Annotated in this window: 24 protein-coding genes and 2 pseudogenes; 23 read left to right on the top strand and 3 right to left on the bottom strand. The window is 61.4% G+C overall.

The window, feature by feature from the left end; translation table 11 throughout:
• Positions 1-10: 10 nt before the first annotated feature.
• The 9 genes and pseudogenes from QP045_RS02985 to QP045_RS02945 all read left to right on the top strand — a co-directional run.
• Positions 11-124: pseudogene (locus QP045_RS02985) on the top strand (zinc-ribbon domain-containing protein); the annotation flags it as partial.
• Positions 125-148: 24 nt separating this feature from the next.
• Positions 149-826, top strand: coding sequence for a hypothetical protein (locus tag QP045_RS02980; RefSeq protein ID WP_422513527.1), 678 nt, complete (start codon positions 149-151; stop codon positions 824-826).
• A 59-nt stretch (positions 827-885) separates the two neighbouring features.
• Complete coding sequence (locus tag QP045_RS02975) at positions 886-1479, top strand: hypothetical protein (protein WP_422513465.1); 594 nt, start codon at positions 886-888, stop codon at positions 1477-1479.
• 10 nt (positions 1480-1489) lie between these two features.
• Positions 1490-1921 (top strand): hypothetical protein, encoded by a 432-nt coding sequence (locus QP045_RS02970; RefSeq protein ID WP_422513464.1) that lies wholly within the window; start codon positions 1490-1492, stop codon positions 1919-1921.
• Between the two features lie 163 nt (positions 1922-2084).
• A complete protein-coding gene (locus tag QP045_RS02965) occupies positions 2085-2477 on the top strand; it encodes a hypothetical protein (RefSeq protein ID WP_422513463.1) in 393 nt (130 codons plus the stop codon).
• Positions 2478-2649: 172 nt separating this feature from the next.
• Positions 2650-2811 carry a hypothetical protein gene (locus tag QP045_RS02960; protein WP_422513462.1) on the top strand — a complete coding sequence of 54 codons (162 nt, stop codon included), beginning with the start codon at positions 2650-2652 and terminating at the stop codon, positions 2809-2811.
• Between the two features lie 172 nt (positions 2812-2983).
• The gene (locus QP045_RS02955) at positions 2984-4441 is read left to right on the top strand and encodes a class I tRNA ligase family protein (protein WP_422513522.1); all 1458 of its coding nucleotides are present in this window, start codon (positions 2984-2986) and stop codon (positions 4439-4441) included.
• A gap of 51 nt (positions 4442-4492) precedes the next feature.
• Positions 4493-4909 (top strand): hypothetical protein, encoded by a 417-nt coding sequence (locus QP045_RS02950; RefSeq protein ID WP_422513461.1) that lies wholly within the window; start codon positions 4493-4495, stop codon positions 4907-4909.
• 53 nt (positions 4910-4962) lie between these two features.
• Positions 4963-5277 (top strand): NINE protein, encoded by a 315-nt coding sequence (locus QP045_RS02945; protein ID WP_422513460.1) that lies wholly within the window; start codon positions 4963-4965, stop codon positions 5275-5277.
• A 94-nt stretch (positions 5278-5371) separates the two neighbouring features.
• Here QP045_RS02945 and QP045_RS02940 read toward each other — a convergent pair whose 3' ends face one another.
• Positions 5372-5503, bottom strand: a complete 132-nt coding sequence (locus QP045_RS02940) for a hypothetical protein (protein ID WP_422513459.1) — start codon at positions 5501-5503, stop codon at positions 5372-5374.
• 395 nt (positions 5504-5898) lie between these two features.
• Between QP045_RS02940 and QP045_RS02935 the strand changes: the two genes are divergently transcribed.
• The 9 genes from QP045_RS02935 to QP045_RS02895 all read left to right on the top strand — a co-directional run bounded on the left by QP045_RS02935 (position 5899) and on the right by QP045_RS02895 (position 13838).
• Complete coding sequence (locus QP045_RS02935; RefSeq protein ID WP_422513458.1) at positions 5899-7017, top strand: hypothetical protein; 1119 nt, start codon at positions 5899-5901, stop codon at positions 7015-7017.
• A gap of 881 nt (positions 7018-7898) precedes the next feature.
• On the top strand, positions 7899-8786 hold the full coding sequence (locus tag QP045_RS02930; RefSeq protein WP_422513457.1) for a hypothetical protein: 888 nt from the start codon (positions 7899-7901) through the stop codon (positions 8784-8786).
• Positions 8787-9225: 439 nt separating this feature from the next.
• Positions 9226-9672 (top strand): hypothetical protein, encoded by a 447-nt coding sequence (locus QP045_RS02925; RefSeq protein WP_422513456.1) that lies wholly within the window; start codon positions 9226-9228, stop codon positions 9670-9672.
• Between the two features lie 83 nt (positions 9673-9755).
• On the top strand, positions 9756-10100 hold the full coding sequence (locus QP045_RS02920) for a hypothetical protein (protein WP_422513455.1): 345 nt from the start codon (positions 9756-9758) through the stop codon (positions 10098-10100).
• Positions 10101-10160: 60 nt separating this feature from the next.
• The gene (locus tag QP045_RS02915; RefSeq protein WP_422513454.1) at positions 10161-10769 is read left to right on the top strand and encodes a hypothetical protein; all 609 of its coding nucleotides are present in this window, start codon (positions 10161-10163) and stop codon (positions 10767-10769) included.
• Positions 10770-10792: 23 nt separating this feature from the next.
• On the top strand, positions 10793-11920 hold the full coding sequence (locus QP045_RS02910; protein ID WP_422513453.1) for a hypothetical protein: 1128 nt from the start codon (positions 10793-10795) through the stop codon (positions 11918-11920).
• Positions 11921-12011: 91 nt separating this feature from the next.
• Positions 12012-12371 carry a hypothetical protein gene (locus QP045_RS02905; protein ID WP_422513452.1) on the top strand — a complete coding sequence of 120 codons (360 nt, stop codon included), beginning with the start codon at positions 12012-12014 and terminating at the stop codon, positions 12369-12371.
• Positions 12372-12471: 100 nt separating this feature from the next.
• Positions 12472-12648, top strand: a complete 177-nt coding sequence (locus QP045_RS02900; protein WP_422513451.1) for a hypothetical protein — start codon at positions 12472-12474, stop codon at positions 12646-12648.
• 206 nt (positions 12649-12854) lie between these two features.
• A complete protein-coding gene (locus QP045_RS02895; RefSeq protein ID WP_422513450.1) occupies positions 12855-13838 on the top strand; it encodes a hypothetical protein in 984 nt (327 codons plus the stop codon).
• 2002 nt (positions 13839-15840) lie between these two features.
• Here the strand turns inward: QP045_RS02895 and QP045_RS02890 are convergent.
• Entirely contained in the window at positions 15841-17136 is a 1296-nt protein-coding gene (locus QP045_RS02890) for a replication protein RepA (protein WP_422513449.1), read from the bottom strand.
• Between the two features lie 32 nt (positions 17137-17168).
• Here QP045_RS02890 and QP045_RS02885 point away from each other — a divergent pair, with 32 nt between their 5' ends.
• The 5 genes and pseudogenes from QP045_RS02885 to QP045_RS02865 all read left to right on the top strand — a co-directional run bounded on the left by QP045_RS02885 (position 17169) and on the right by QP045_RS02865 (position 21681).
• Entirely contained in the window at positions 17169-17618 is a 450-nt protein-coding gene (locus tag QP045_RS02885; RefSeq protein WP_422513448.1) for a hypothetical protein, read from the top strand.
• Positions 17619-17718: 100 nt separating this feature from the next.
• The gene (locus QP045_RS02880) at positions 17719-18993 is read left to right on the top strand and encodes an AAA family ATPase (RefSeq protein ID WP_422513447.1); all 1275 of its coding nucleotides are present in this window, start codon (positions 17719-17721) and stop codon (positions 18991-18993) included.
• Positions 18994-19612: 619 nt separating this feature from the next.
• Positions 19613-20626, top strand: a complete 1014-nt coding sequence (locus QP045_RS02875) for a ParB/RepB/Spo0J family partition protein (protein ID WP_422513446.1) — start codon at positions 19613-19615, stop codon at positions 20624-20626.
• Positions 20627-20720: 94 nt separating this feature from the next.
• Positions 20721-20919: pseudogene (locus QP045_RS02870) on the top strand (transposase); the annotation flags it as partial.
• Between the two features lie 153 nt (positions 20920-21072).
• A complete protein-coding gene (locus QP045_RS02865; RefSeq protein ID WP_422513445.1) occupies positions 21073-21681 on the top strand; it encodes a hypothetical protein in 609 nt (202 codons plus the stop codon).
• Positions 21682-21999: 318 nt separating this feature from the next.
• Here the strand turns inward: QP045_RS02865 and QP045_RS02860 are convergent, their stop codons facing one another.
• Complete coding sequence (locus QP045_RS02860) at positions 22000-23196, bottom strand: hypothetical protein (protein ID WP_422513444.1); 1197 nt, start codon at positions 23194-23196, stop codon at positions 22000-22002.
• Between the last annotated feature and the right edge of the window lie 308 nt (positions 23197-23504).

Below are 23504 nucleotides of genomic sequence, written 5' to 3'. Positions count from 1 at the left end.
TAATACTAGGATGACACATCAGAAACCGGCGATAGCCTGCCCGAAATGCGACAAGAGGTATGCAGTGTCCCCCGCGTCCATCGGCCCAGATGGCCGAGCGGTACGGTGTGCGCTTTGCCAACACGCCTGGGTCGCGCTCCCTCAGGACGTGCGTTCCAGCTCCGCTCGTATCTCCATTTCGGAAACGGACGAAGATCGAACGCCATCCCCGTTCGTCGCGGTGCCAGCCGCGGAGGCAGCTCCGGCTATCATCGCCCCCGCAGAGGCTGCCACTTCCGCCGCCCCTGCGCAGGAAATTCATGCTGACGCTGCACAGATCGTTGCCCCCACCATCGCGGACGATGCCTCCTACCACTCTTCCGCGCCCCGGTCGGATGTGGGACGGGACATCGAATTCGCGCCAGGTGAGGACGCGCCAGCCTCACGCCGCAAGGGCCTGAGGTTCATGTCCGCTGTTGCTGCCTTCATGGTCTTCGCGATCGCCGGAGGCGCAGGTGTCGTCGTTGCCAGTCAACCAGGAACAAACCCCCTCGGGACGCCGACTGTCAGGATGGCCATCCCCGAGAACCCCGCTCGTCAGCAGGCAACTGGTGGCCAGGAATTCATCACCATCGCAGAAGTTGCCGGCACTGGCGCGTCTCCTGGTCGCCTACCCGACCTCAAGGCGACCATGCGCGCGCCGGATGGGCGCGTCATCAAAGAGTGGTTGATTTCGCCGCCTCATGGCAAGGGTCCGCCGAGGCACATCACCCGTGTGCCGATCAGCGGTGCCGAGACGGAACGCCCCGCGCCAGACCTCGCGATGTTCGGACGGAACGGGCAGTAGTAGACGGCTGGGGCAGCTGTCTCCCGCTGCCCCAGTTTCAGCCCCCAAGGGAGACACTCATGCCATTTCATCGTACGCCAGCCGAAATGGCAGCGGACGCGAGCTTTGCGCGATCGCCGGCCGGAGAGTCCCTCTCGCGCCATCTTTTGTGGCTCACGCCAGATGACCTGAATACCATCGGACCAGAGCCAGAGAAGCCCGCGCACCGCGTGGACTATAGCGACGTCGACGCCGTCGCCCGGCAACGCGAACTGACCACCTGCTGGCAAGACTGGTGGCACAAGGTCTCCACCCGGGTTGACCTTCGCCGCCGGGAAGCGCTGGTCGATCCGGTCTGGGCCTCCGAGTACGAGAAGCTCCTCCGGGACCGCCGCGCAGTAGCCCCTTCCGAACGCGCTGACATGGAGGCTGCATGGGCGGCCTACGACGCAGCCAATCCAGAACGAGGACTAAGCGTCGAGGAAGTCTCCCGGCGCAACGCCGCCTCCGAGCGACGATCGTCGCTCGTGAAGGAGTATCACCTGACCAGAAAGGCGGCTCCTGAGCATCCTCGCCTCCGCGAGATTCTGGCTGAAGTCCGCGAGTGCGATCGCATCAGCGATGACCTCTATGCGCTCGGCCACAGCCGTGCCCCCTTCAAACACCCAGCCTGAGTATCACCCCATGAAGAAAGCAACTCTACCAGCGGGCGCCCGGGTCAAGGGCCACTCGCTCGCGTTTGCCATCCTGCGCAAGTGCGGAGTGAACCCCGCAGCGGCCCTCGCCGGCTCCGCCATGTGGCCGGACTGCTACGCTCCGGATTACATCGAGAACGACCACGGCGTGCTTCGAATGCGCATGCCTCTCAATAAATCCCGGCAGGTCATGGTCGCCATCAACGGGGACGACGTTTGCATTTCGGCACGTGATCAAGCCTTCCCGGAAACCGCGTTGCTCGCCCTGCCGGGCATGCCCATCGTCCAGGTGCTCGATCATGTCCTCTTCACCGGAGAGGAGCACCGGGTCCGCTCCGCAGAAGCTTTTGTTCGCGATGAAGACGGCAGCGGAACGCACTTCTTCCTGGAAGGCGACGAAATGGAATACGTCGCCCCGTGAAGTCCCTCCTGTAGACGGCACCTCGGACGGCGCTCGCCGACTGCGGCTACCTGCTAGGAATCAGGCAGTCGCCGCTGAGACGCCATCGGGCCGTCTTCAGAGGGTGTCAGGCACCCCGGGGCGCTCGAAAGCTCTGGGTCAGCAGACCACAAGGAAAAGCAGTGTGATTGAGATTATGATGGGCGTCGCCATCGTTCTTCTCCTGGTAATAGCACCCGTCGTAATCCTGGGACTTGTGTGTTCCCGGGACGCAGGCTTCGAGAAGCTGACACTCTCCACGGCAAGCACAACGTCGGGCATAGCGCTCCTCCTCCTTGAGCGGATCATCCGGCTCGGGATAGACAGTGCTTCCGCAGTTCTGGGTGTCATCTTCGTCATCGGGACCGGTGTGACCATCTGGATCCGAGCAAGCCTCACCGAACACAGCGCGCCAACAAGACAGGGGACAGCGCGATCGCCACAGGCTCTCGGGCCGAGCATACCCGCTATCGCTGCCCTTCGGCAGACCTCGCCCGAACCGGACCTTGAATCGATACAGGATGTGGTCGACATTTGAGCACGGCCGCCAACAGTGCGCCTCGAGACGGCTGGACGTCCGAGGACCAGCCGCCCCGTCAATCCGGGCGAGAGCTGGTCCGCAACTTATGACGTGAGCAGGCGCGACACCCGCCTAACTCCTATCCAGCAACGAGGGATCAGCCAGGATGTACAGTGACGGCTAGATTGAGATGGCCATCAAGGCCGGAGCCATCGATCGTTCTGCGGCGGAACGGTTGCGGGCGTCAATCGCGGACCAGCTATCAGTGTTCTGGCGGGATCTGCGTCGCGTGCTGCTGAACGTCCTCCCCGGACGACTGCAGATCCGCTTGCCGCAAAGTGCTTCCAGCTGAGGCCAGCGATAGATTGGCAGCATGTAGCCAACAGATCCGATGCTGCCATTCTGAAACTGCGCGCGCTTTGGCTCTTTATACTGGACAGGTCTGCAGCGCCATTTTAGGGAACCACCGTTCTGCTGCTGCCGACACCGTACTTTCACAATGAAAACAATCCCGAAATCGGAGGATAACGAATGACCACGTTGGACGTCGCCTAGACAAACGCTTCGACCATGCGACACGTGAGCATGGCATCTATGAGAAATGGGAGGCCGACGGCGCTTTCAAGCCGTCTGGAACGGGGACACCGTTCTTCATCCCAATGCCACCCCCCAACATAACCGGCAGGCTCCACATGGGGCATGCGCTGTTCTCGACCATTCAGGACACCACCATTCGCTATGCGCGAATGCGTGGACACCAGGCTCTGTGGTTGCCGGGCTTCGACCACGCTGGCCTTGCCACCCAGGCTAAGCTCGACGCTGAAATGATCGCTGCCGGCCTTGATCCGGAGGGCCCATCGTTCGAGCCGTTCGCTGAAGCATATCGTCGTCGGCTTGGTGGAGAAATCGAGACCCAATTGCGGCGCACAGGAGCTAGCTGTGATTGGTCACGGCGCCGCTTCACCATGGACGAAGGCTACACGCGCGCTGTGGAAGCAGCCTTCGACATCTGTCGCTCGCGGGACATGCTATACCGCGACGGCGAAGACTGGTACCTGAGAATGGACGGCTTGGCCGCTCGCCTGCTGTCCGAGTTGGACGCTGGGAACCTTGAGATCCAGCCGGCCCGCGGCGAGGCCATTCTTCGGGAGTTCCTTCGGAACATCGAGCCATGGTGCATCTCACGTCAGATCCGCTGGGGGCATCGGATTCCGATAGAGGGCGAAACGGCGGTGCTCGACACCTGGTTCTCATCGGCTCTCTGGCCGTTTGCCACGCTCGGCTGGCCCGCTGACACCCCTGACATGCGGCGGTTCTATCCGGCGACGCTGATCGAGACCGGTGATGACATCCTGTTCTTTTGGTGCGCTCGCATGCTCATGATGGGCTTGCTGCTCACCGATACCCTCCCCTTCACCCGTATCCTCATGCACGGCATCGTGAGGGATGCAGAAGGGCGCAAGATGTCGAAGTCGCTCGGCAACGGCATCGATCCGCTAGGCATCATCGACAAGTACGGAAGCGACGGTATGCGCATCGCCCTCCTCGAGGGCTGTGCCCCCGGGACCGACCTGCGCATACGTGATGAACGCCTGCAAGCGGGCCGCGGCTTTACGACAAAGTTATGGAACATAGGCCGTTTCGCGCTCTCCCACCTAGAAGAAGGGAACAGCGATCACGAAGACGACCGCGAATTGATCCGACGTGCATCAGCAACTCGTCGCTCGATCGGAGAAGCGATTGAGGCTTTCGATCTACACCTCGCAGCCGCAGCGGCACGGCGGTTCCTCTTCGATGATTTGTCGAGCTGGTGGATCGAAGTGTCCAAGGATCGGCTGCGTGCCGGTGATGCATCAGCGAAAGCCTGCATCACCCAGGTGCTCGACAGGACCCTGCGGATGTTCCATCCTATAACTCCCTTCGTGACTGAAGAGCTTAGGTCCGCCATCGGCGGGCCACCGCTCATTACGTCGTCATGGTGATCATAAAGGGCGGAGGCCCACCTCTCCGCCCACCTTTTCAAGGACGCCCAGATGCCGGCCACTGACGCACTTCGTTCCGCAACGCACCTCGATGTGGAAGCGCTCGTCCGCTACTGGGAAGATGCAGTCATCAACGGCACCATAGACGCTGACGGGGCACTGGTACCGGGCCGGTATGACGATCTTTGGAAGATCCGCATCGATCTCGCCACAGGCCGTGTCGAAGACTGGCCAGAAGGCGTGGAAGCGGAAATCCACTACAAAGTCTGTGATGAAGGGCAATACTGGCTCTCAAACGCAGCTGGAATTCGCGTTGCCAAGTGGCGCGGATATTACGTTCCAGACGAATTTCTGACTCATGGGACTGAAGGCTTCGGGGACTATATCATCCTCAGCATCTCGGGCGCCGGCATGATTAGGGACTATCGCAGTCCCCGGATCGAAGAAGAACGATGGGCCGCTGCCTAACGCCGGACACTACCTGCATCTACTCCTCGATTAGCTCTTCCCAAGGGGAAAACATGGTCAACCTCAGCAAGATTCAAAACGCCGTCGCTTGCCGCGAGTGCCGGGCCCATATCTCCCCGAAAGCGCCGGCCTGCCCTCACTGCGGCGCCCGCCAAACGAACGGCACCGAGAAGAACCGTGTCGTCGCTGCACTGCTCGCCTTCTTTCTCGGCGGCATCGGCATCCATCGCTTCTACCTCGGCCGCTCCGTTTCAGGGGTCCTCTACCTTCTCTTTTGCTGGACGTTCATCCCCGGCTTTCTGGGGTTGATCGAGACCGTTCGCCTTCTCTTGATGTCCGACGACAAGTTTCTCCGAAAGTACAGCTGACCGACCACCTCACGGGCGCAACCGCGCGACCGGACCCATACATTGCAGCCGGAAGGAGTACCCATTGTCCGATCTCTCGGAAAAACTCGTCGCTTCAATCGGTCCACACCGAACCGCCGCCGAGATGGCCCGCGCGGCCTATGAGGCGCTTCGGGAAGCGGCCGCGGCTGCCGACATGGATCCGGACTTCGAGGTTGTTTTGCGGCCACCCGGGCACGATCGCCACCATGGGAACCTAGCCTGTTACTGGGTCGCGTGGGAAGCTGGCCCCTCCAATTGGGCCTATGCTGCGCAGCGACACATTCGGGATAGCACTGGCAAGACCGTGCGTGCGCCCCACAGCTTCAGCCTTGATTTCGATCCCCGCCAGGATTGACCGAACTGCCTCACTCGAGAGTTCCTCTTGGGAAAGGGCGGCAGCCGGGTTCACCCGCTATGGCGCAGGGTCACCCGCGAGTAGCTGGGGCAGTTCTGCCGCCCCCGTTGCCGACGATGGGCTCCCATCCTAGACCGGAAGGCGAAAGATCGGCGTCGCCTTCCCGGCGCAGTTGATCAGCAAAAGGCGGGGAATCGATGAAAAAGACGAAGCAGAAGGGAAGCGACGAGAAGGCGTTCGGCTGGGTGCCGTTCTACCGCGAGTTCATCTCGGTCAGGAACGTCATGATTGTGCTGGCCTGCCTAGTCGCAATCCTCATAGCCACCATCATCTTCATCAACTATCCGAAGGCTGATGCCGCCTACGCGTTCAGCAGCGTGGCGACGCCCTACTACTTCTTCATCGCCGTGCTTCTGAACGGCGGCATCGGCATCCTGGTTTCGCTCATCATCTCGACGATCATCCTCAGGGACCAGCGCTTCGAGGTGCAGCTCGACCTGGATCGGCGGATCGATGCGATCTCGAAGAATGTCTTCGCCGGCGCCCTCGGGATGAAGCTGCCCAAGGGCTATGTCGACCTGGCAGTCAGCCAGATCCTCTCTCCCTTTTTGGTCCGTGAAAACCTTCAGGTACAGATCACCATGAAGCCGGTCGAAAAGGTCGAAGGCCTCGTTGGCGATCGCAAGTTCGTCCTTCTTCAGAACAAGGCTTCGTGGACCAATCACAACATCTCGTCCGAGGAGAAGACCTTTCCCGTGGGTGTACGGCTCCCAAACCCAATGCTCGGCCCCCTGATCGACCTCGTGACCCTCAGAGGCATCCGTGTCGCCGGCGTGCCCGTCGCAGACGACAAGCTCCGCGAACTCAACCAGATCGCCAGGCAGGAGGCCAAGGCTCGCAAGTCTGCCGAACTCACGATGATGCTCGATCCTGTGAAGATCGGAGCCGGGGACCGCGTCCCCGTCGAGTTCGACTACGACATCGTGAAGGAGGATGAGGATAACGAGATCATCCAGACCTCCGTGCCCACCGAGTCAATGAATCTAAAAGTGCGCGATCAGACCGGACGCCAGCTTATCATGATGGCGAAGTCGATCCACAGTTCCGAAATCGAGCCGGCCAGCCGCGCGGTGATCCACGACGGTTGGGCCGAATGGACGCTCAGCCAGTGGGCGTTCCCGCGCCAGGGCATCGTCTTCTGGTGGAAGTTGCCGAATCGAGAAGTGACTCTCGATCCGGAAGCGTCGAACTCCGTCGACGCCGACGCCGCGGGGCACGACCCGACCGAGCGCTCGCTTCCAGAGGCGCCGACTGCCGGCGGCCCCCAGAAGACGAGGTGGGCTCGGTGGCTCAAGGGACTCTAGATCCGACGCAGGCGCCGTTCGCTCCGATGCCCGAGTTGCGGAACGGTGAGACCGTTCCTATTAGGCATACAAGCAGTCCGGAAGGTGCACCGTGCACGGCGCAGGGACCGGCAACCGAAGGCACCACGGATCGTTGATGCCCGAGAGGCGAGAAATTCACTTTCGGGACAGCCAGTTTCTGATACGATTTGTCCAATGATGGGGAGAACGATGATGACCAAGACCATTCTGCGCCGGGGTGACGGCGGCACCGTCCTCTAAGCGTATCAACCCAATCCCAGAGCGGCGTCGGACCTCGAGTTCGGCGCCGCTTTGCGTTTGGTGCTGTGTCCGCCTTCTCGACACGGCACGGAGATCGAGTGCAGGACCCGAGGGCTGGCCTCTGATGGCAAGCCGGTCGAAAGGCCTCCGATGCACGCCAACCTCGAAAGCGAGCAGGTCATCCAACCGTTCTCCGATGACGATCATTGCGGGTTGATCCGGGTTGAGAAGAGGTGCTTCGCACCCTGACGTGATGACGCTGCTCGCCGACCGGGAGTGCAAACTCTGGCGGCACCCAATTCCGGCTCGACGACTCCGAAGGGCGAACCTTGGCGGATTTCCGCCGCAACCCCTTTTTTGGCGCACGCCTGGAAAACCGCCGCGTCCTACTGGCATCTTTTCCATGCCCAGCCCTGCGAGCAAATTATTTCCGAATGACAAGGGCCCCGTTGAACCGGTACCATGCGGAATGGCCTGCGGAGAAACCCAGCCTCCAGCGCCGCGTTGCGGCAACTCATTGTCGTCCCCCTCGTCCGAGCCTCGATCAGCATGTCTCGACGCGGGCATCCGACTTCCGAAAGCCTGCCAAGGTTGGCTGCATAACCTCACGGAGCATCGTTATGCGCACACTTGAGGAATATGCTGTCGAGCTCCCACCCGTCGCCTCCGCGGCAATCGACAGAACCGCCGGACAGGCTCTGATCCACTGCCCCGATGACGGCAGCGACATGCTTGTGCGAGATTATCTGTTCACGCCGTTCGGCCTCACGGCCACCCTCCGGTTCGACCCGAACGGTAGCATAGCGTCCAAGAAGCTCTCCGCTGGGAGCTGGCACGACCTGTTCAACGCGGCCATCGACGTCATCGCGACCCGGGCTGGCATCGACCCCAACGGCGAGGCCGACTGGATACGGATCGCGACACTGGTCTCGGAATGGCACTCGGTGCTCGATGACCCCGCGCTAATCGACGACCTCGCGTCCGAGCGGATCTTCGTAATCCCCGGGCTGGAGAACAACCCCTGTTTGCTTGAGAACGTCCTAGCGGGCACGGTCACAGCCACTCAGGCTCGCGCAGCCGCTCTGAACCCGAACGATTTCGAGAATGACAAGATACTGCGGACCCTCGGCGTCGTACTCGACGACACATGGTCTCTGGACGAGAATGAGCTCGACGCGGCGATCGCGAAAGCCGCAACTGAGCATGAGATCGTGCTTTTCGGAATCCTGGACGGTGACTCCCAGTTTCTGCACACGATCGGTTTGTCTGAGTTGAAGTGGCCAGAGATCATGGTCCGCAATCTGGACCCGCACTTGTCGCCATTCCTCCTTCGTACGATCGTCGGCATGCATGAGTTCGCCGGGATCGCCCCTTCCCCCGGGCGCATTCCCGAGACAATTATGCCTGGCGGTCTACGCCTCAAGGCTCTCGCCTCTCCCGCCGTACAGGAAGTCAGCCCACGCGCGGATTGCGGTTGCGGCACCTTGGAAGTCGTCTTTCCGCTATAACGGCCCGCTAGGAGGGATCCGCGGCAACCAAGCGGAAGCAGCGCGCTACACCGGACCAACAGCCCGAGACCTCACCTAGGCGCCTTTCCGCCTGCGTAACGAGTGGTTCGCCATCCGCGGCGGAATCCCGATTATCAGTGAAGCACGTCTGGATGGCTCCTCCGGCATGTCCTCATCCAAGGGGGGTGCGGATGAGGTTTAGAGGACGTTGCTGGGGAAGAAGACGCCGCTTTCGGGATGCCGGAGGATAACCTTAGCCCGGGTAGCACCGCGACGCGTCCTGCCAAGCCTTATGCGACGAGGTGAGTGGAAAACGGTGTCACGCGGCAGCTTGTTCGCTCGCCGAGGCTGGACCATCAGAACAATGGCTACCTCGCCAAGACGTGAGGCACTGCGGATCGTTCCAAATGTTGATATGATCCTAGTCGAGGGAAAAGCAATGAGCCGCAACTTGAGCATCACCCGAAACGTCCTGCCTGCGGAGGTGAGGACGTCTTTGGACCTCCTGCTGCAGGAGCGTTTGCCCGCTCTCCTGCGTCACGCCCTCGAGGCCGCCAGAGACGCCGACGCGGGCATGACCAGCACACCGCAGCACCACCTCTATGACGTCCTGGAAGGGCTTTACGCGCGGAACGCGCAGGAGATGCCAAACCTCAAGGCTGCCGTACGATCCCTGTACATGAAGACTCTAGCTCGCGCCGACGCTCAGACGGTTCAAACCTGCATTGTCCGCGAAGCCCTGGGGCTGGCGTCTTACATCGCAAGCGGGGGGACTAGCACTCAGATCGCAAGCCGGGTCGGCTCTCTGTGTGGAGCAATCACGGAGCTCCGGCAGGGGCCGCTTCTTCGTCGTATACGCCAGCGCGAACTCCTGAGGGCTGCCTGACGTTCTACGAACTCCCGTTCCTCGCGCCCATGCGTCCTGGAACTGCCTTCCACGTCCCCCGCAGCACCCGAACTTGGTTGGAGATGAAAATGATGAGCGCCCCAGGCATCATGAAGCCACAGCACGGTTTGCTCGAGGAAGCCGGGGATCAATGGATGCGCTCCTTGAGGGTCTCGGTAAGTTGCGAAAGCACCCGGCTTGAGATCGACGGAGCGAAGTTTGAGGCATTGATGCTCGCTATGCAGATACGTCATCTCGCCGTGCACCCTCGAAGCCGTGACATCATTCCAGGTTCGATGCCGGCGTCGCGGTTCTCAGCGCGCGTCGACAACTATTGGTCCTCGATCGAGGCACACGACCTCTGCGACGTAGCGCTCCAGGTGCAATCCATCTGCAGAGGTGGCGACATCGATTGGCGTCTGCCCTAACGGGCGGCGTGCACCTCCGGACGTCGGGCTTCCGAAGCATTTCACTAGGGAACTTAGATTATGGAAACGTACGGCTTCACCCACGCCACCGTAAGCAAGTCCAGCAATACAGCTGATTTCCTACTCCTCATTCATGCCTCAAGGGCAGACGTGCCTCAGAGCGAACCGGTTTTGATCGCGACGGTCGATGACGACCGGCCGATGCTCGCTACGCGCATACTTCGTATGCTGCGCTTCCGCGGCCTTTCAGTGCAGGCACCCGATCTCGAGCTAAACATCGACGAACCCGACATCTCCTTCTTGACCCTACGCGCATCCCTCCACGAAGACGGCAGCGAATGGACTGACCTCGAGGTTCGTTATGTCGACGGTCAGAAGACAGCCTCAGCCTCCTTCCCGGAGCAGTACGAAGCCTTCGCGTACGGGATGCTGGATCTCTTCGGCCCCAAGGAGCCGGCTTACCGGCGCTTCGCAATGTTCTCCTATTGGGAATATGAAGCGTCGGGCGGCTGGAACGACTTCGTAGAGTGCTTCGACACCGTGGAGCAAGCGAGGTCGCACTTCCGGTGGACGACAGCGGCTAATCATAGCGCCACTCATGTCGAGATCGTCGATCTCTCCACGATGACCAGTGTAGAAGAGAAGGTCATCCCAGCTCGCCACTCCTGACACTCTCAGAGGAAGGAAAAGAGATGGGCTTCGCTGATCACTATCCGCTGGCCGCTTTCGAGGCCGGCTATCGCGCCAGTATTCTCGGGGGGCCGGAAGTCGCGACGCACCAGGAGGCGGTGTTCTTTCCCGCCGTCGAGGCCCATCTCCTACAGCTCCGAGGCGAAGGACGGCTGGGCATGGCGAGCGGCCTTGCTGGCCGGGATGTATGGTCGGCTACCGCCTGGAACGAGATGATCGCGGTGGGCACCTTTTCCCCGTGGCTCACAAGCTTCCTCACGGAAATGGCTTTGCATGGCTCGCACTACAACGCGGAGCACGGGTCCTTGTTGTCCCCTGAAAACCGCGAAGCTGCTATTTCGCCCCACAAGCGGGTGGAGGCAGCGTGGAAGGACCTGTGCACCTTGATGGACACGGGCACGACGGAAAACCGCTTCCGCCTTGAAACTCTCGAAGACGGGCTCACCGGCGAGCGCTGCCAACTCGCCTTCGACAATTGGCACGCCAAGCTCCTCCGTTGGAACGGCAGTGCCTTCGAACAAGCACAGGACGCAGACGCCATCCCGCTTGCAACCGTCGAGATCGATTGCCCGTCGGGTGAGTTGGTCCTCTGCGACGCAATCACCGTCTGTGACGGCGCCTTTCACGATATCGTCGACCTCGGTGATCGTCGCTACACCACAGCCTCGCTGAACTCCGCTCAAGGTGCGCTCAACTACACGACCGCCGTCGCGGCCGATTACGGCTTCGCAGAGATCGCGACCAGCAACACCTCCGTCTCGGTCCATCAGAGGGGTGATTGCCTTCTCGTAAGCGAGATGTTTAGCCATGATTGTCTCGAAGGCACCGTTGCGCAGGCACCAGACAACCGATGGGTGCAGCGGGGCGGCTTCACCTGCGATCGCTGGATGACAACTATCGTTGACCGACAGGTCGCTGTCGCCCTGCTGACGCGGTCAGGCGTGGCTGACGCGGCCAGCTCCCTGGATGCGTGGATCGGCGACGAGATGGACGAGGTTGTCACGCTAAGCGTTACGCCAGGTCGCTACCGGGTCCATTTCGGGCCCACCTTCTCCGAGCGTTTCGACCGGTTCTCCGCCGGTGTTCCGGAAGGGCCCGAACCTTGGCTTTTCATGGAGCGCGTCGCCTGAGCGACTGCTGCGGCAGATGTAGCCCCCTCCCCAGCCCACGTGCTCAAACAAGCTCTTCGGCGTAGCAAACTCATCTCAACAGGAGCTTCTTGTGACACAGCCGGCATTTGACCCCGACTTTCTCCTTCGCCCATTCCGAGTGACAGTCGAGGGCTTCGACGCGTTCACCTTGCACGCCGCTTCCCGCGGCAAGGCACTCTCCGCCGCTTGGGATTCCTATAACTCGGCTCGCGACCCGATTTCCTTCGGCGAGTTCATGAAGATGGCTAAAGTCGCACGGGGCAGTGCGTCCGCAGATTTCGGTCGAGAGATCCGGGTGGCAGGACGGAGGGCGTTCTACGTCTCCTGGGACACCCACTACATTCAGTTCGCACTGCCCAAGGCGACCAGCTACTCAAATACCCACCCGCTCGACGCCACCACGATTTCTGGCGAGCCTCTCACGCGGTAGCCGGTTCCAGGCGACCGAAGTTCGACTCGGCATCAGCTACAATGGACCGTCACCACAAATGAAGAGGGCGATCACAGCGGACACCCGATGCAGGTGGGTCATGCGGCTGCAGCAGGCCGCAGAACTTACGATTGAGCCTCCGGTCGAAGACACCCCTGTTGTCGCCGACGCGATCGCGGAACGCCGCCTGGAGAAGCGCGCTGCCGAACCAGACATGACAGCTGGCGTCGTCGTCGAGATGAAGAAGCGGCGCCGCCGCTCGGAGACCGCAGCCTGAAGCAAGGATTGGTGCCCTCCCTCCGGAGGGCTCCCCTTTTTTAGACGCAGCATGACAAAGCCCCGATCTCTGTGCGGCGAGATGGCGCCGAATTCCCGCGCCCAGCCTAGTGCCCCCTGGTGTTTCTATGCGGCGGGAAGCCGGAGGGGTCACTTACCAGCATCGTATCGAACGAAGCTCGCATCCGACGCCAAGAAGGAAAACCGATGAAGGACAAAGCCACGCCCCCCGCAGCCCTCGCCGCCCTGCGATCACTGACCGGCGCATTGTTTCGCCATGGGCCCGATGGTAGCCGCGAATATCTATCGCTCGCGACGAGACTTGAAACCGGCATGTGGGCTGGGGTCGAGGATCGCGGGATCTACCCAGGCTCGGTCTATGGCAAGTTCTGCGGCACCGAGGTCGTGGTCGACCTATATCTGCACCTTATTGCCGGCGACGGCTCCGTGATCGAACTGCCCGTTCAGTGGGCCATGCGGACAACGTTTCGTCCGATCGCTTTGCTGGGGGTCCCGGGAGACGTGGGCGAAACGCCGCAGATCGCCTCTACCGCCGAAATGACCTGGCCCCAATACCGGTCAATTCACCGGCCGGACCTTCCGGGTTTCAGCCGCTTCGGCACCTATGTCCCACGTGCCGAGACGACCTTCGAACTCCCTGTCGAAGGGGTGAAGGGGTCGATCTACGAGCCGCCGCTGCTCCAGCCCTACCGTTACGCCTCGGACGAGAGAGCGGCGGAGCGCATCACCGCGTGTGTAAGTGCCGACTTTGACTACCCCTCAGACATTCACATCGGCTGTCCAACGGTGGACGACGCGGGTCGGCTCGTCGGCGTGACCGTCGGCATCGATCCGGGCAGCGAACGCAGCCACGTCGGCCTCTATGTCCCTGCCGACTTCCTGACGCCGATGATCGCGCTCGCACACGCGTCGAAAGCAGCCATGCGGCGGCGCGACCGTAGCTGGACAGGTATCGAGCTCGTCAAGTTTTGGAACAGCGACGTCATGTTCGATGACGAGTTCGAGGCGGAACGCCGGCCCGCTCACTACCAGGACCAACTGGTTAAGGCTGTGCTGCCACGCAAGACATGGCACGCGATCATCGACCAGGCTGAAACCGTCTCTCTCCCAGACCGGTCCGCGGCTTCGAATGCAGCGCTAGACGCGCTCAAGTCGATGGTCAGCAGCTGATGGCTACCGGGGCGGGCTAACCCCGTCCCGCGCCTCGCCGGACCGCGATCCCCCGGAATCAACTCGGTTCACCCGATCTGCCCGCATGCGCTTCTACGCCGTAATCGCGTACCGATGATCTCGGGTCCGTTGACGTTCGCTCTGACCCGGCCCCGAGGCTCCGCAAACGGGCTGAAACGGCCGAGCACCAGCTTGGAAGACCGAGTGCCCCGAAACCGATGATCTCGGTGCGCATCGCCGCAGCTCCGCCCTACCTTTATCGGCGATGCACCCCCGCGCGTCGGGAGCTTCAGGCCGGCTTCGGCCACTTTTGGCAGTAAGCAACCCAGCGCTCCATAAGCTTATCCCCGGTCAGGCCGTCCAACTCGTCACCCAGTGTCTTCCGGAACGCGTCCGCCAGCTTCGTGACGTCGTTTCCAGAGCCATGCTCAAGGGCGGCTCGGTACAGATCCTCGTAGCCCCACTGCAACGGGCCCGTTTTGGGGCTGGCACACGGGTCCCTTGCCGCGCCAGCAAGTGGGCCGGTGTAGAGCCCCCACCCCACACAAGCCGTGTCACATTCCCCCGGCCTCCGCGGCCGCAGATCATTCCCCGTCGGAGCGCCGCTCGCGCCCTTGCGCCTACCAAGATCAGACATGCATGGTGCTCCGTCCGCGGGTCGGCATTTTCGCCGCCCCGCCTCTCGCCGTCGATCATAACCCGGACGCCTGGACCAAGGCGGGGCCTCAGGCGCCAGAGCATTCCTCCGTGATCGATGATCTTGGGTCCGTCTCGCGCAAACGGGGAGAGACAGAGGGTCTGCTCTGCTACATAGGCCCACGGGGCGACTCTTCCCGGCGCGATTGTGGTCGACGAATCCTCGCCGAGCGACGATCCCGGTTCTGTCTGCTGATCCGCTGTTCCCACCAACATCAGACACATGCCTGATGTTGGTAGGACACGTCACCATAGTGGATGCGAAACGGCAGCAGTCGGGTTCTGCGTGGCTGCGACATCCCGCCTTACCGGCCACGTCGTTGTCTGATGTTGGTAGAATCCTGCGAGAACGGCAAGTCGACGGGCGAGTTGCAGCGCGCGACCCGCCTATATCGCCGGTTCCCCGTGATCCCGGGCCGTTGTCTGATGTTGGTAGAAACCCGGCTGAACGACGCCAACTGCCGAGATGGAGCGGTGCCACTGGGTCATCGCCTCTGCGCCGTTGTCTGATGCCGGTAGGAATCTCCCACAAGATCGAGCTTCGAGTTGCAGCGCTGCAACTCGAGCATATCCACGGCTCCACCGCCCTGCTCCGTTGTCTGATGTTGGTAGGGACATGCGCGCCGAGGCAGAATGCTGAGTTGCGGCGCTGCAACTCAACCATATCCACGGCGCCGCCTGCCTCCTGAGCCATTGTCTGATGTTGGTAGAAATGCGGGCCACCAAGGCCAACCGTCGAGTTGCAGCGCTGCAACCCGATGATGCTGATCGCCCCGCCTGCCTCCCGTGCCATTGTCTGATGTTGGTAGGACGGCAGATTTCGGGCGGGGCAACTGATCCCCGTTCACACTTGCGTTGTCTGATGTTGGTAGAAACCCACGAAACAGGGTGCCAGCGCCCGAATCTCAGCGCTCGCACTCGACCGTGTCGACGCGTCGCGCTATCGAGGCCGTTGTCTGATGTCGGTAGAAAGCCGGGCTGACCGAAGGCTAATCGCCGAGTTGCAGCGCTGCAACTGGCGCGGACGGCGGCACCGGCCGGTTTGTATCGGAGAGGATACGATCCTAGTTCCGAGGCGGAAGCGCCATCATCGCCTGCCACGGCCGTTGTCTGATGTTGGTGGGACCGCTGCGCTACAAGCCCCTCGCGCAAAGGCCGGGATCTTAGCGCAGGTCTGATGTTGGTGGTGGCATCAGAGACGCCCGACCCGCACGAAGCCCGGCCGCTCCGCGGAGGCAAAAAGAACGTCTGATGAAGGCACTCCCGCGCGCCGCTGCCGGCTTTGTGGTCGTATCTCGGCGACCGATCACAAGAGGCTGGGCTTGTATGACCGGCAAAAGCCTTCAAACGAGCGCAACAGCCGGGATCCCGTCGGCATTTCGCCCTTGCTCTTCATGAAGTTTCGATAGCTCTCCGCGATATTATCCACGTCGTAGTTGTTGCCGTGCTTCTTCGCGATAAGGAGGAAGGGCTCGGCCGCCACGGAGAAGCGAAGGCTTCCGCTGGGAAAGACCAGATCCACGTCTTCAACGGCGGCGAGCATCGGTGCCTTCTCAGCCTTCGGGACTCCCGAGCCAATTAACGGAGGAATCCCGGCGGACTGCACGATCTTTATGTCCGGCACGGGTCGCTTGGAGTTGTGCAGCCGAACCTTGTCCTTGCTCATCTCGACGCGCGCCTCAGGGTACACGCCAGATACAAGGTCCAGGTTCTTCCTGATCGTCTGCTTGATCTTGGCCGGGTTGCTGATGTCATTGCCCATATGCTCGGCCAATTGTTCGTAGGTCAGCTCGACCGGTTTCCCTTCCGGGATTCGTGGGAGGCGGAAAACAAGGTACGTGTACAGGTCGATCGCTGTCGGCTTCCTTCTGATGGCGTGGATCGCATTCATGTCGAACCGGACGGCGTGGCTCTGAAGATGCTCGTAAAATGCTTCCGAGATACGGAGCTCGCGATTAAAAGAACCGTCTGGATTGTTCATCCCGGCGTATTCGTGCGAGAGCTTGACCTCGTTGACCTTGAAAGCGCTCTCGGCTGTCTCCACGCTTCGGTCGTCCCATTGGATCATCCACTCACAAGCGAGCAGCCGATCCAGCTGTTCAATAAACATATCCGTCTGCCCCCTCACCCCGCGGCTGGCCGTTTCGAAGCCAAAGCGCCGCATCATGTCCCGGACGCTACCACCGAGGTACACGTCACGGGACTTCTGGAGCACTGCCTGAGTTAGGACAGTGATCAGGATGATCCTGGGATACGATCCGTACGGCACGCCCAGGTTCACGAGCTCCACGTTCCCGTCCGCCCCCCGCTTCAGGCGGGGCTTAGGGGTGATGGCGAGCGAGTAATTCCGATCCTGGCGGATGATCGGCTTAAACTCATTGCCGCCCTTCGGCCGTCTCGCCGGCAGCGACATCGCGCACAAAACGGAGTGGAGGAACGCCGGTGCGGGCTTCGTTCCATGCTTGTGGAAGGCCACGTCGAAGAGTTCTCCGTGCCCATGAGCCTCGGCGCGCCGGCGCACCTCCCCCGCATCCTCGGAGGCGAGCTGCAAAGCGTACTGCTTTCCATCCGGATCGGACCAAGCGCCCACAGTTCCAGCCATAGTGCCTCCCGACCCCTTCTGCTTCCGAATCAATGGCTGATTCGACCTCTCTCGACCGATACAGAGCCGATTTGAGGGTGTTTTGGCAACCCCATTGGCACAACGGTGGTCGGGTTCTTCAGAAAAGCGCCAATGGCGTGTCTGATGTTGGTAGGGATGCCAATCGTGAACGGGGACCCGCATTTCTGCTATCACCGATTTTAGAAGCAGAATTCCGGCGCCTTCCGGTTCTCTCGGTTGATGACTCTATAGGAAAGAATCTCCAACCATCATCAGACCGCGTTCGCCAACCCTCTTCAGACAACATTCCAACCCTGATCATGCAACGCTTCAACCATGATCAGACCAGACCTACCAACATCAGACTATCAGCCACCCAACGCGGGCGAGATCAGCGGTGCGCATCCTGCATCGGCGACGATCTGGACCATCCATCCGGTCAGATCGCCCTGAGCTATGATGATGGATTTTTGGAGCATTGAGGCCTACCGACGCAGCCTTAATGCAAATTCCGGCGATTATTGTCGACTGGCGCTTATTGACGTAAACAGGGGCCAATAAGTGCCAATGATAGGAGCGTCCGTGACCAATCCCTCCTCCCCCTCCCCTTCTGACGGCGAGGATATCGCCTACGACGAACAGCTGAGCGCAACTGCCGACGCGCGGGTTTCCCTTGACCCCGACGAGACGATGGAGCGGATATTCGAGCAGAGCAAGCTCGTCCTGGACGCCATCAGAAACGAGTCTATGGGCGAAACTGGCGGTCGAGCCGAGCCCACCTATCCGATCTCTCGGGCAGCCGAACTTGTAGGCCGATCGGACTCTATGATCCGAGAAGCCGAAAAGTCCGGCCGCCTTCCGGAGCCAAAACGAACGGAGAACGGACGCAGGGTAAACTACACCCTCAGCGCCATCAATCACATGCGCCAGGTCTTCGGGACCGCGCCACGTCGCGCGCCTGACGAGAAGACCGCGATCCTCGCGGTCCAGAACTTCAAAGGCGGCGTTGGCAAATCGACGATTGCCGTAAACCTTGCGCAGTACCTCGCCATAAAAGGCTACCGGGTATGCCTGATCGACTGCGACAGTCAGGCCACTTCGACCTCGATGTTCGGTTACCGGCCCGACCTTGACCTAGATGGCGAGGCCGACACACTCTACGGCTATCTTCGGTACCCCGAAGAGGGCGTGACCGAGCGGATGATCAAGGACACCCACTTCGATGGCCTGAAGCTCATCCCAGCGAACCTGGATCTCTATAACGCTGAGTACGAGCTCGCCGCGATCGTGGCGAAAGGGAGAGAAGAGGGCGGGCTGGCATTTAACCGTCTCAGCGCCGGCATCCAGTCGATCTCAGACCGCTTCGACATCGTTGTTCTGGATCCTCCGCCCGCTCTCGGAATGGTTTCGCTCGGGGTGCTGGCTGCTGCGAACGCGATGGTCATTCCAGTTCCCCCCACCATCGTGGACTTCTCTTCCACGGCATCGTTCGTCGGGATGGCTCAGGAATCCATGAGGATTCTGTCTCAGTTTCGCGCCAAGCCGATCTTCAACTTCGTTCGTTTGGTGGCGTCGAAGACTACCGAGAACAAGGGCATGCATAAGACTGTGCTGCGGATTATGCAGCGCGTGTTCGGGCGCTCCATGATCAACGCCACGCTGAAGGAGTCCGCTGAGATCGACAACGCGAGTGCGCGATTCAAAACGGTCTACGAGCTCGACAAGCCGATCTCCAAGCGCGATGTCCACGACCGTTGCCTTGCCAGCCTGAACGCGGTCTGCGGCGAGATCGAGCTTGAGATTCGGAAGACGTGGCCCTCTCATCACGAGGCTCTCCTCCAGGAGAACCTGATGTGAGCGCGCTCGAGAACGTCCGAGTTGCAGCGCTGCAACTCGTTGTCAGATCCGGAGTTCGGAACGGTCGGCGCAGCGGGCGAAACGTCAGTTGCAGCGCTGCAACTCGGGTCGGCAATGCACCTATCCGACCGTCTAAGCCAAGCGACGAAGATCGAGTTGCAGCGCTGCAACTGACGGAAGCGGAATGGGCGGCTCGCGGTGCTTACCCTCTCAGCAGCGGCCTCTCGGTCATCGGTGTGCTGGGCGTCCTCGGCCGGAGTTGCAGCGCTGCAACTCGCCGTGGGGCTGCAGCTCTCGCCTCGGTCCGGGGCAGTCAGCATGCTTCAGTTGCAGCGCTGCAACTCAGCAGCTACGCAGGCGTGACCGCCGCGGCGCCGAAGCGCGCAGGGGAGGGCAGTTGCAGCGCTGCAACTCGATCTGTCAGGATGCTGTTGGGCCGGCCGGCGCAGACTACAGCCGACCGAGTTGCAGGGCTGCAACTCGCGAAGCATCATGCTTCGGAGCAGCGCAACGGACTTATAAAGGAGCGCCAGTTGCAGCGCTGCAACTGGCCAATCTGGCGAGCGGAAGAGGGTGATCAGACCTCTCCCATCTTGCGGTTTGGGAAGGAGTGTCGGTAATGGCCAACGGTGGAAACAAAGCTTTCGGGGACGCGATCCTCGCGCGCGTGAGCGAGCAGTCCCCAAGCGTCGTTGATCAAGGACCCCACAATCCTGCTCGTTCCATTCTTGAGCAGCGGAACACTGCGCTATCTGGCCTCGCTTCGGGCAAGCAGCTGCCGGACGGCAACCTGCTTGTTGATCCGGCCCGATGCCGGATCTGGGTGCATCATAACCGTGACGCCGCCTGGCTATCCGAAGAGACTTGCGCGGACCTGATTGAGAATATCAAGACTGAGGGGCGGCAGCGCATTCCCGCGATTGTACGCCGCGTGAAGGACGACTCCGATTATGATTATGAGGTGATCGCAGGCCGCCGCCGTCATTGGACGGTGAGCTGGCTCCGCGCGCATCATTACGAAAACATCGACTTCCTGATCACGATTCAGAACCTCAGCGACCAGGAGGCCTTCCGCGTCGCCGATCTTGAGAACCGCGCCCGCAAGGACATCTCGGACATCGAGCGCGCTCGGGACTACCTTTTCGGTCTCAACGCCTTCTACGAGGGTAATCAGACGGTGATGGCGGAGCGGCTCGGCGTCACAAAATCCTGGCTCTCGCGCTATCTGGATCTCGCCAAGCTTGACGCTGAGATCATCTCGGCATTCGCTTCGCCCTATCAAATCGGCGTGTTCCACGCTGCACAGATTGCGCCCCTTCTGAAGAAGGAGGCGACTAAGCCGCTCCTTATCGAGGAAGCCCGCAAGCTGGCTGCTGAGCAGGAGGGAGCGAGAGCCACGGGGAGGGACCTTTACCCGCCCAAAGAGATCGTCCGTCGATTGGTGAGCTCTACCGAAACGAAACGCCCAGAGCGCAAGAAGGAGCCCATCAATCTTCTCAGCGCAGGCGGACGACCGATGATGACGATTACGCACGATGGGGCAGGCGGGTTACGCCTGAGGTTGATCCCAAAATCTGGAGCTACTCGGAAAGAACTCATGGAAGCCTTTGCTAAAGCAATAAGCGATTTGTGACCCATGCCACTGCCGTGCTGCGGTGTAGCCGTCGACTCTCTTCACTGGGCCGACGCTCGGAAGGGTCATGAAGAAGGCGCGCCTGCACGGCGGTGATCGTCGCGTGCTGAACGGCATCTTCTAGGTGATGCGCTCCGGTGCACCACGCGCGACCTGGCCGACCGGCATGGCCGCGCACCACCTGCTATAATCGCTTCAATCGATGGCGGCAGGCGGGGTTGTGGCCTTGGTTGATGAACGCCATCAGCGCCGCACACGACGGCGAGATCCAGCTGGTCGACATAGTAGAAGTTAACCGACCGTTCTGGAGGGGTGGGGGCCAGTCCGCGGCAAAGGATGCGCGCAACCCGGGTGCGGCGGACTGACCGCCTTCGGTCGCCGGGATTGAGTTGAATTCCCCGCCCATCCAATCCACATTTCCACTGTAACGGTCCGCAGGGATAACCATGATCCAGAACCGGTCTGCCCCGCTGCCTTCAGAGCTGACCCGCTGGCTCTCGATCAATCGGCTCGCAACTAGTGACCTCACAGAAGCCCTGTTCGCGGGCATTCAGGCGACCGGCTGGGATCAGGAGAGCGTTACCGAGCTCTACGAGGATCTTCTCAACACCTTCGCAAACGGATGCTGCTTTTACCTGGCGTCAGCTGTTGCCCGCTTCACCGGCTGGCCGATCGCCGGCCTCTGGCGGCGCGCTGGCGAACTCCGCCTCGTTCACGCTGTTCTCGTGAACCCCCACACCGGGCATGGCTATGACATTCTGGGAAGCCGCCCGCTCGCAGAGATCCGCGATGAACTGGCTGAGGTAACCGGATCGCTCAGCGTAACAGCCTTGGCGCCTATCGGCGACGAGTTCGACGAGACGGAGCTCGCCACCCTAGCAGTCATCGCTAGGGGTTTGCCTTGGATGCCTATCGCCGATCCGGAGCACGATCTTGAGGCATGGCGCCGCCATGTTCGTGCGTATGCTGATGCTCGGACTCACAGCTACTCCAGGTCGTGGCCTCAGCAAACAGTCCCGATGCAGAGCGTACCCTTTGTGGGCGCCGGCGCGTAGGGCATGATCACACGATGGCCTTCAGCGATGAGCGTCCGCCACGATGGGGCTGCATTGCCGGCCCCCTCGGCAAGTTCCCTCTCACATTTCTATCGCTGTTGCTCTCATCGATCGCGGGGGGTGGTTGTGAAGGCGATCCCGATCCAAACTGAGTGGTCGGCTACACCGCGATACGGCTCAGGCCAGCGATCCTCGCGGTCGCAGCTCTTGACTGCGCACTCGGCGCAAATCTGGTCTCGAAGTAGCGTTCCGACCTTAGGCATCAAGACCGCACTCAGCCGAATGAGAACGGATCGTGAAACCGCCGAAAAACGCGTTTTAAGCCCCTCTGAGCGCTGCCAGCCCCCGCGGGGCCTCCACATGCCGGGGAGGGGCGAAATTCGTCTCCAAGGGGCCTTTATGGGGGCCGCTTTTCGACCCCTTTCGCTCCCAAAAACGCCCAAATTCCCGATCGATCTCTAGCATCTCGGCCTCGAACCGCTTGAACACGACGGCCATCGGTTCAGAGACGGAGTCATCGCGAGCTCGGCCGATCATCTCGTCGGGCGCGAGCGCCAGGCCCGCCGCTCGTCCAGCCGACGCGCCGCGGGTTCGGAGAGCGCGTTCATAGAGGCTGTTGAACGAGACCGCGGCGTTCAGCGTCGACTCTCGGGCTCGCGCTCCGTTCACCGGCACATGTCTTCTGGTTCCCCACGGAGCGATGAGCCCAGCATCCACCAGGCGCTTCACAAAACGTCGCGTCACGCGCTCGTGCAATTCTAGCGACAGTTCGAGCCACTTCGCGTCGACCGCCGGCAGCACGAGATGCGCGTACACGATCTCGGGTAGGGCCGATCGAGCATCCGCAACAACGGCCGGACTGCGTGCGAACTCGAGGAAGACCGTTTCGAGGCCGTCGAGGAGGGCGAGGCCATTGCGCGCCTCTTGCGCCAGGCGCCGTACGAACCCCAGTTGGGCCCGCTCGTCCAGCCGGCCCTCCATCCTCAATCTCTTCGTTGCCCCGGTGAGGCAGGTCAGCCGCGATCGCGTGAAGCCGAGATCCTGCAGCCGATCGGCGACGACACCGAACACTGCGCCGAACTCGTCCGGCCGGTCCCACTCGATCGACGCCTTCAGATCCGCCGCGGCGCGCCTGATTGACTGCTCGCCGTCCAGGGAAGGGGAGGGGAGGGCGGCGATGGTTCGCTCGGCGTCTTGGTCGATCCGCCGTTCAACCATCCGCCGCAAATCCCAGGTACGCTGAAGCCTGCGAGGATCCCTCGCGGTAGTGATCGCCTCACGCAGTGCTGCGGCCAGCCCCAGCAGGCGAGATCCCTTGGGTTCTATGCTTCTGAGGACCGCTAACGCGCGAGCGGCATCACGCTCAGCATCTTCATCGATGCTGGAGAGGGGAGCGAGGTCCGCAAGCGCACGCCGGGCCCTGCTGCCCATAGCGTCTTCTGCGTCCCAATCCTCCTGCTGCTCGATCGCAGCCAGCGTCGCCGACGGCTTCCGTCCGACGAGGCGGGCGGCCAAATCTCCCAGTTCGACCCGAGCGAGGCACCGACGCCAATGCAGCAAACCGGTGCGAGCAGGTGCGTAGCTGTTGGGGGAGGGGAGGGGTGACCCCGTCATGAGGCTCAGAATATCGCCTTCTTGCGTTGGCGTCCCATCGACAGCTGCCAGCGCAACCCCCGCCTGGATCGCCGCTCGGACTTGCCACGCCTCGGCCAATGGACTGGCCGAAACCCTTGTATCCAGGCGGCCGATCAACAGTGATGCCTCTTCGACAGCCGCGATCAGGGTAGCGCTCGCCATCTCTCTGCTGCCCCTCCCTTCAGCGA

The organism is Sphingomonas sp. 3-13AW (assembly GCF_049311085.1).
Lineage (GTDB): Bacteria > Pseudomonadota > Alphaproteobacteria > Sphingomonadales > Sphingomonadaceae > Sphingomonas.
This window is presented reverse-complemented; position numbering and strand designations above follow the sequence as displayed.

Coding starts and splice junctions, on each gene's coding strand:
- QP045_RS02975 (WP_422513465.1), top strand. CDS start 886: ATGCCATTTCATCGTACGCCAGCCGAAATGGCAGCGGACGCGAGCTTT.
- QP045_RS02970 (WP_422513464.1), top strand. CDS start 1,490: ATGAAGAAAGCAACTCTACCAGCGGGCGCCCGGGTCAAGGGCCACTCG.
- QP045_RS02960 (WP_422513462.1), top strand. CDS start 2,650: ATGGCCATCAAGGCCGGAGCCATCGATCGTTCTGCGGCGGAACGGTTG.
- QP045_RS02950 (WP_422513461.1), top strand. CDS start 4,493: ATGCCGGCCACTGACGCACTTCGTTCCGCAACGCACCTCGATGTGGAA.
- QP045_RS02945 (WP_422513460.1), top strand. CDS start 4,963: ATGGTCAACCTCAGCAAGATTCAAAACGCCGTCGCTTGCCGCGAGTGC.
- QP045_RS02930 (WP_422513457.1), top strand. CDS start 7,899: ATGCGCACACTTGAGGAATATGCTGTCGAGCTCCCACCCGTCGCCTCC.
- QP045_RS02925 (WP_422513456.1), top strand. CDS start 9,226: ATGAGCCGCAACTTGAGCATCACCCGAAACGTCCTGCCTGCGGAGGTG.
- QP045_RS02920 (WP_422513455.1), top strand. CDS start 9,756: ATGAAAATGATGAGCGCCCCAGGCATCATGAAGCCACAGCACGGTTTG.
- QP045_RS02915 (WP_422513454.1), top strand. CDS start 10,161: ATGGAAACGTACGGCTTCACCCACGCCACCGTAAGCAAGTCCAGCAAT.
- QP045_RS02910 (WP_422513453.1), top strand. CDS start 10,793: ATGGGCTTCGCTGATCACTATCCGCTGGCCGCTTTCGAGGCCGGCTAT.
- QP045_RS02900 (WP_422513451.1), top strand. CDS start 12,472: ATGCGGCTGCAGCAGGCCGCAGAACTTACGATTGAGCCTCCGGTCGAA.
- QP045_RS02895 (WP_422513450.1), top strand. CDS start 12,855: ATGAAGGACAAAGCCACGCCCCCCGCAGCCCTCGCCGCCCTGCGATCA.
- QP045_RS02890 (WP_422513449.1), bottom strand. CDS start 17,136: ATGGCTGGAACTGTGGGCGCTTGGTCCGATCCGGATGGAAAGCAGTAC.
- QP045_RS02885 (WP_422513448.1), top strand. CDS start 17,169: ATGGCTGATTCGACCTCTCTCGACCGATACAGAGCCGATTTGAGGGTG.
- QP045_RS02875 (WP_422513446.1), top strand. CDS start 19,613: ATGGCCAACGGTGGAAACAAAGCTTTCGGGGACGCGATCCTCGCGCGC.
- QP045_RS02865 (WP_422513445.1), top strand. CDS start 21,073: ATGATCCAGAACCGGTCTGCCCCGCTGCCTTCAGAGCTGACCCGCTGG.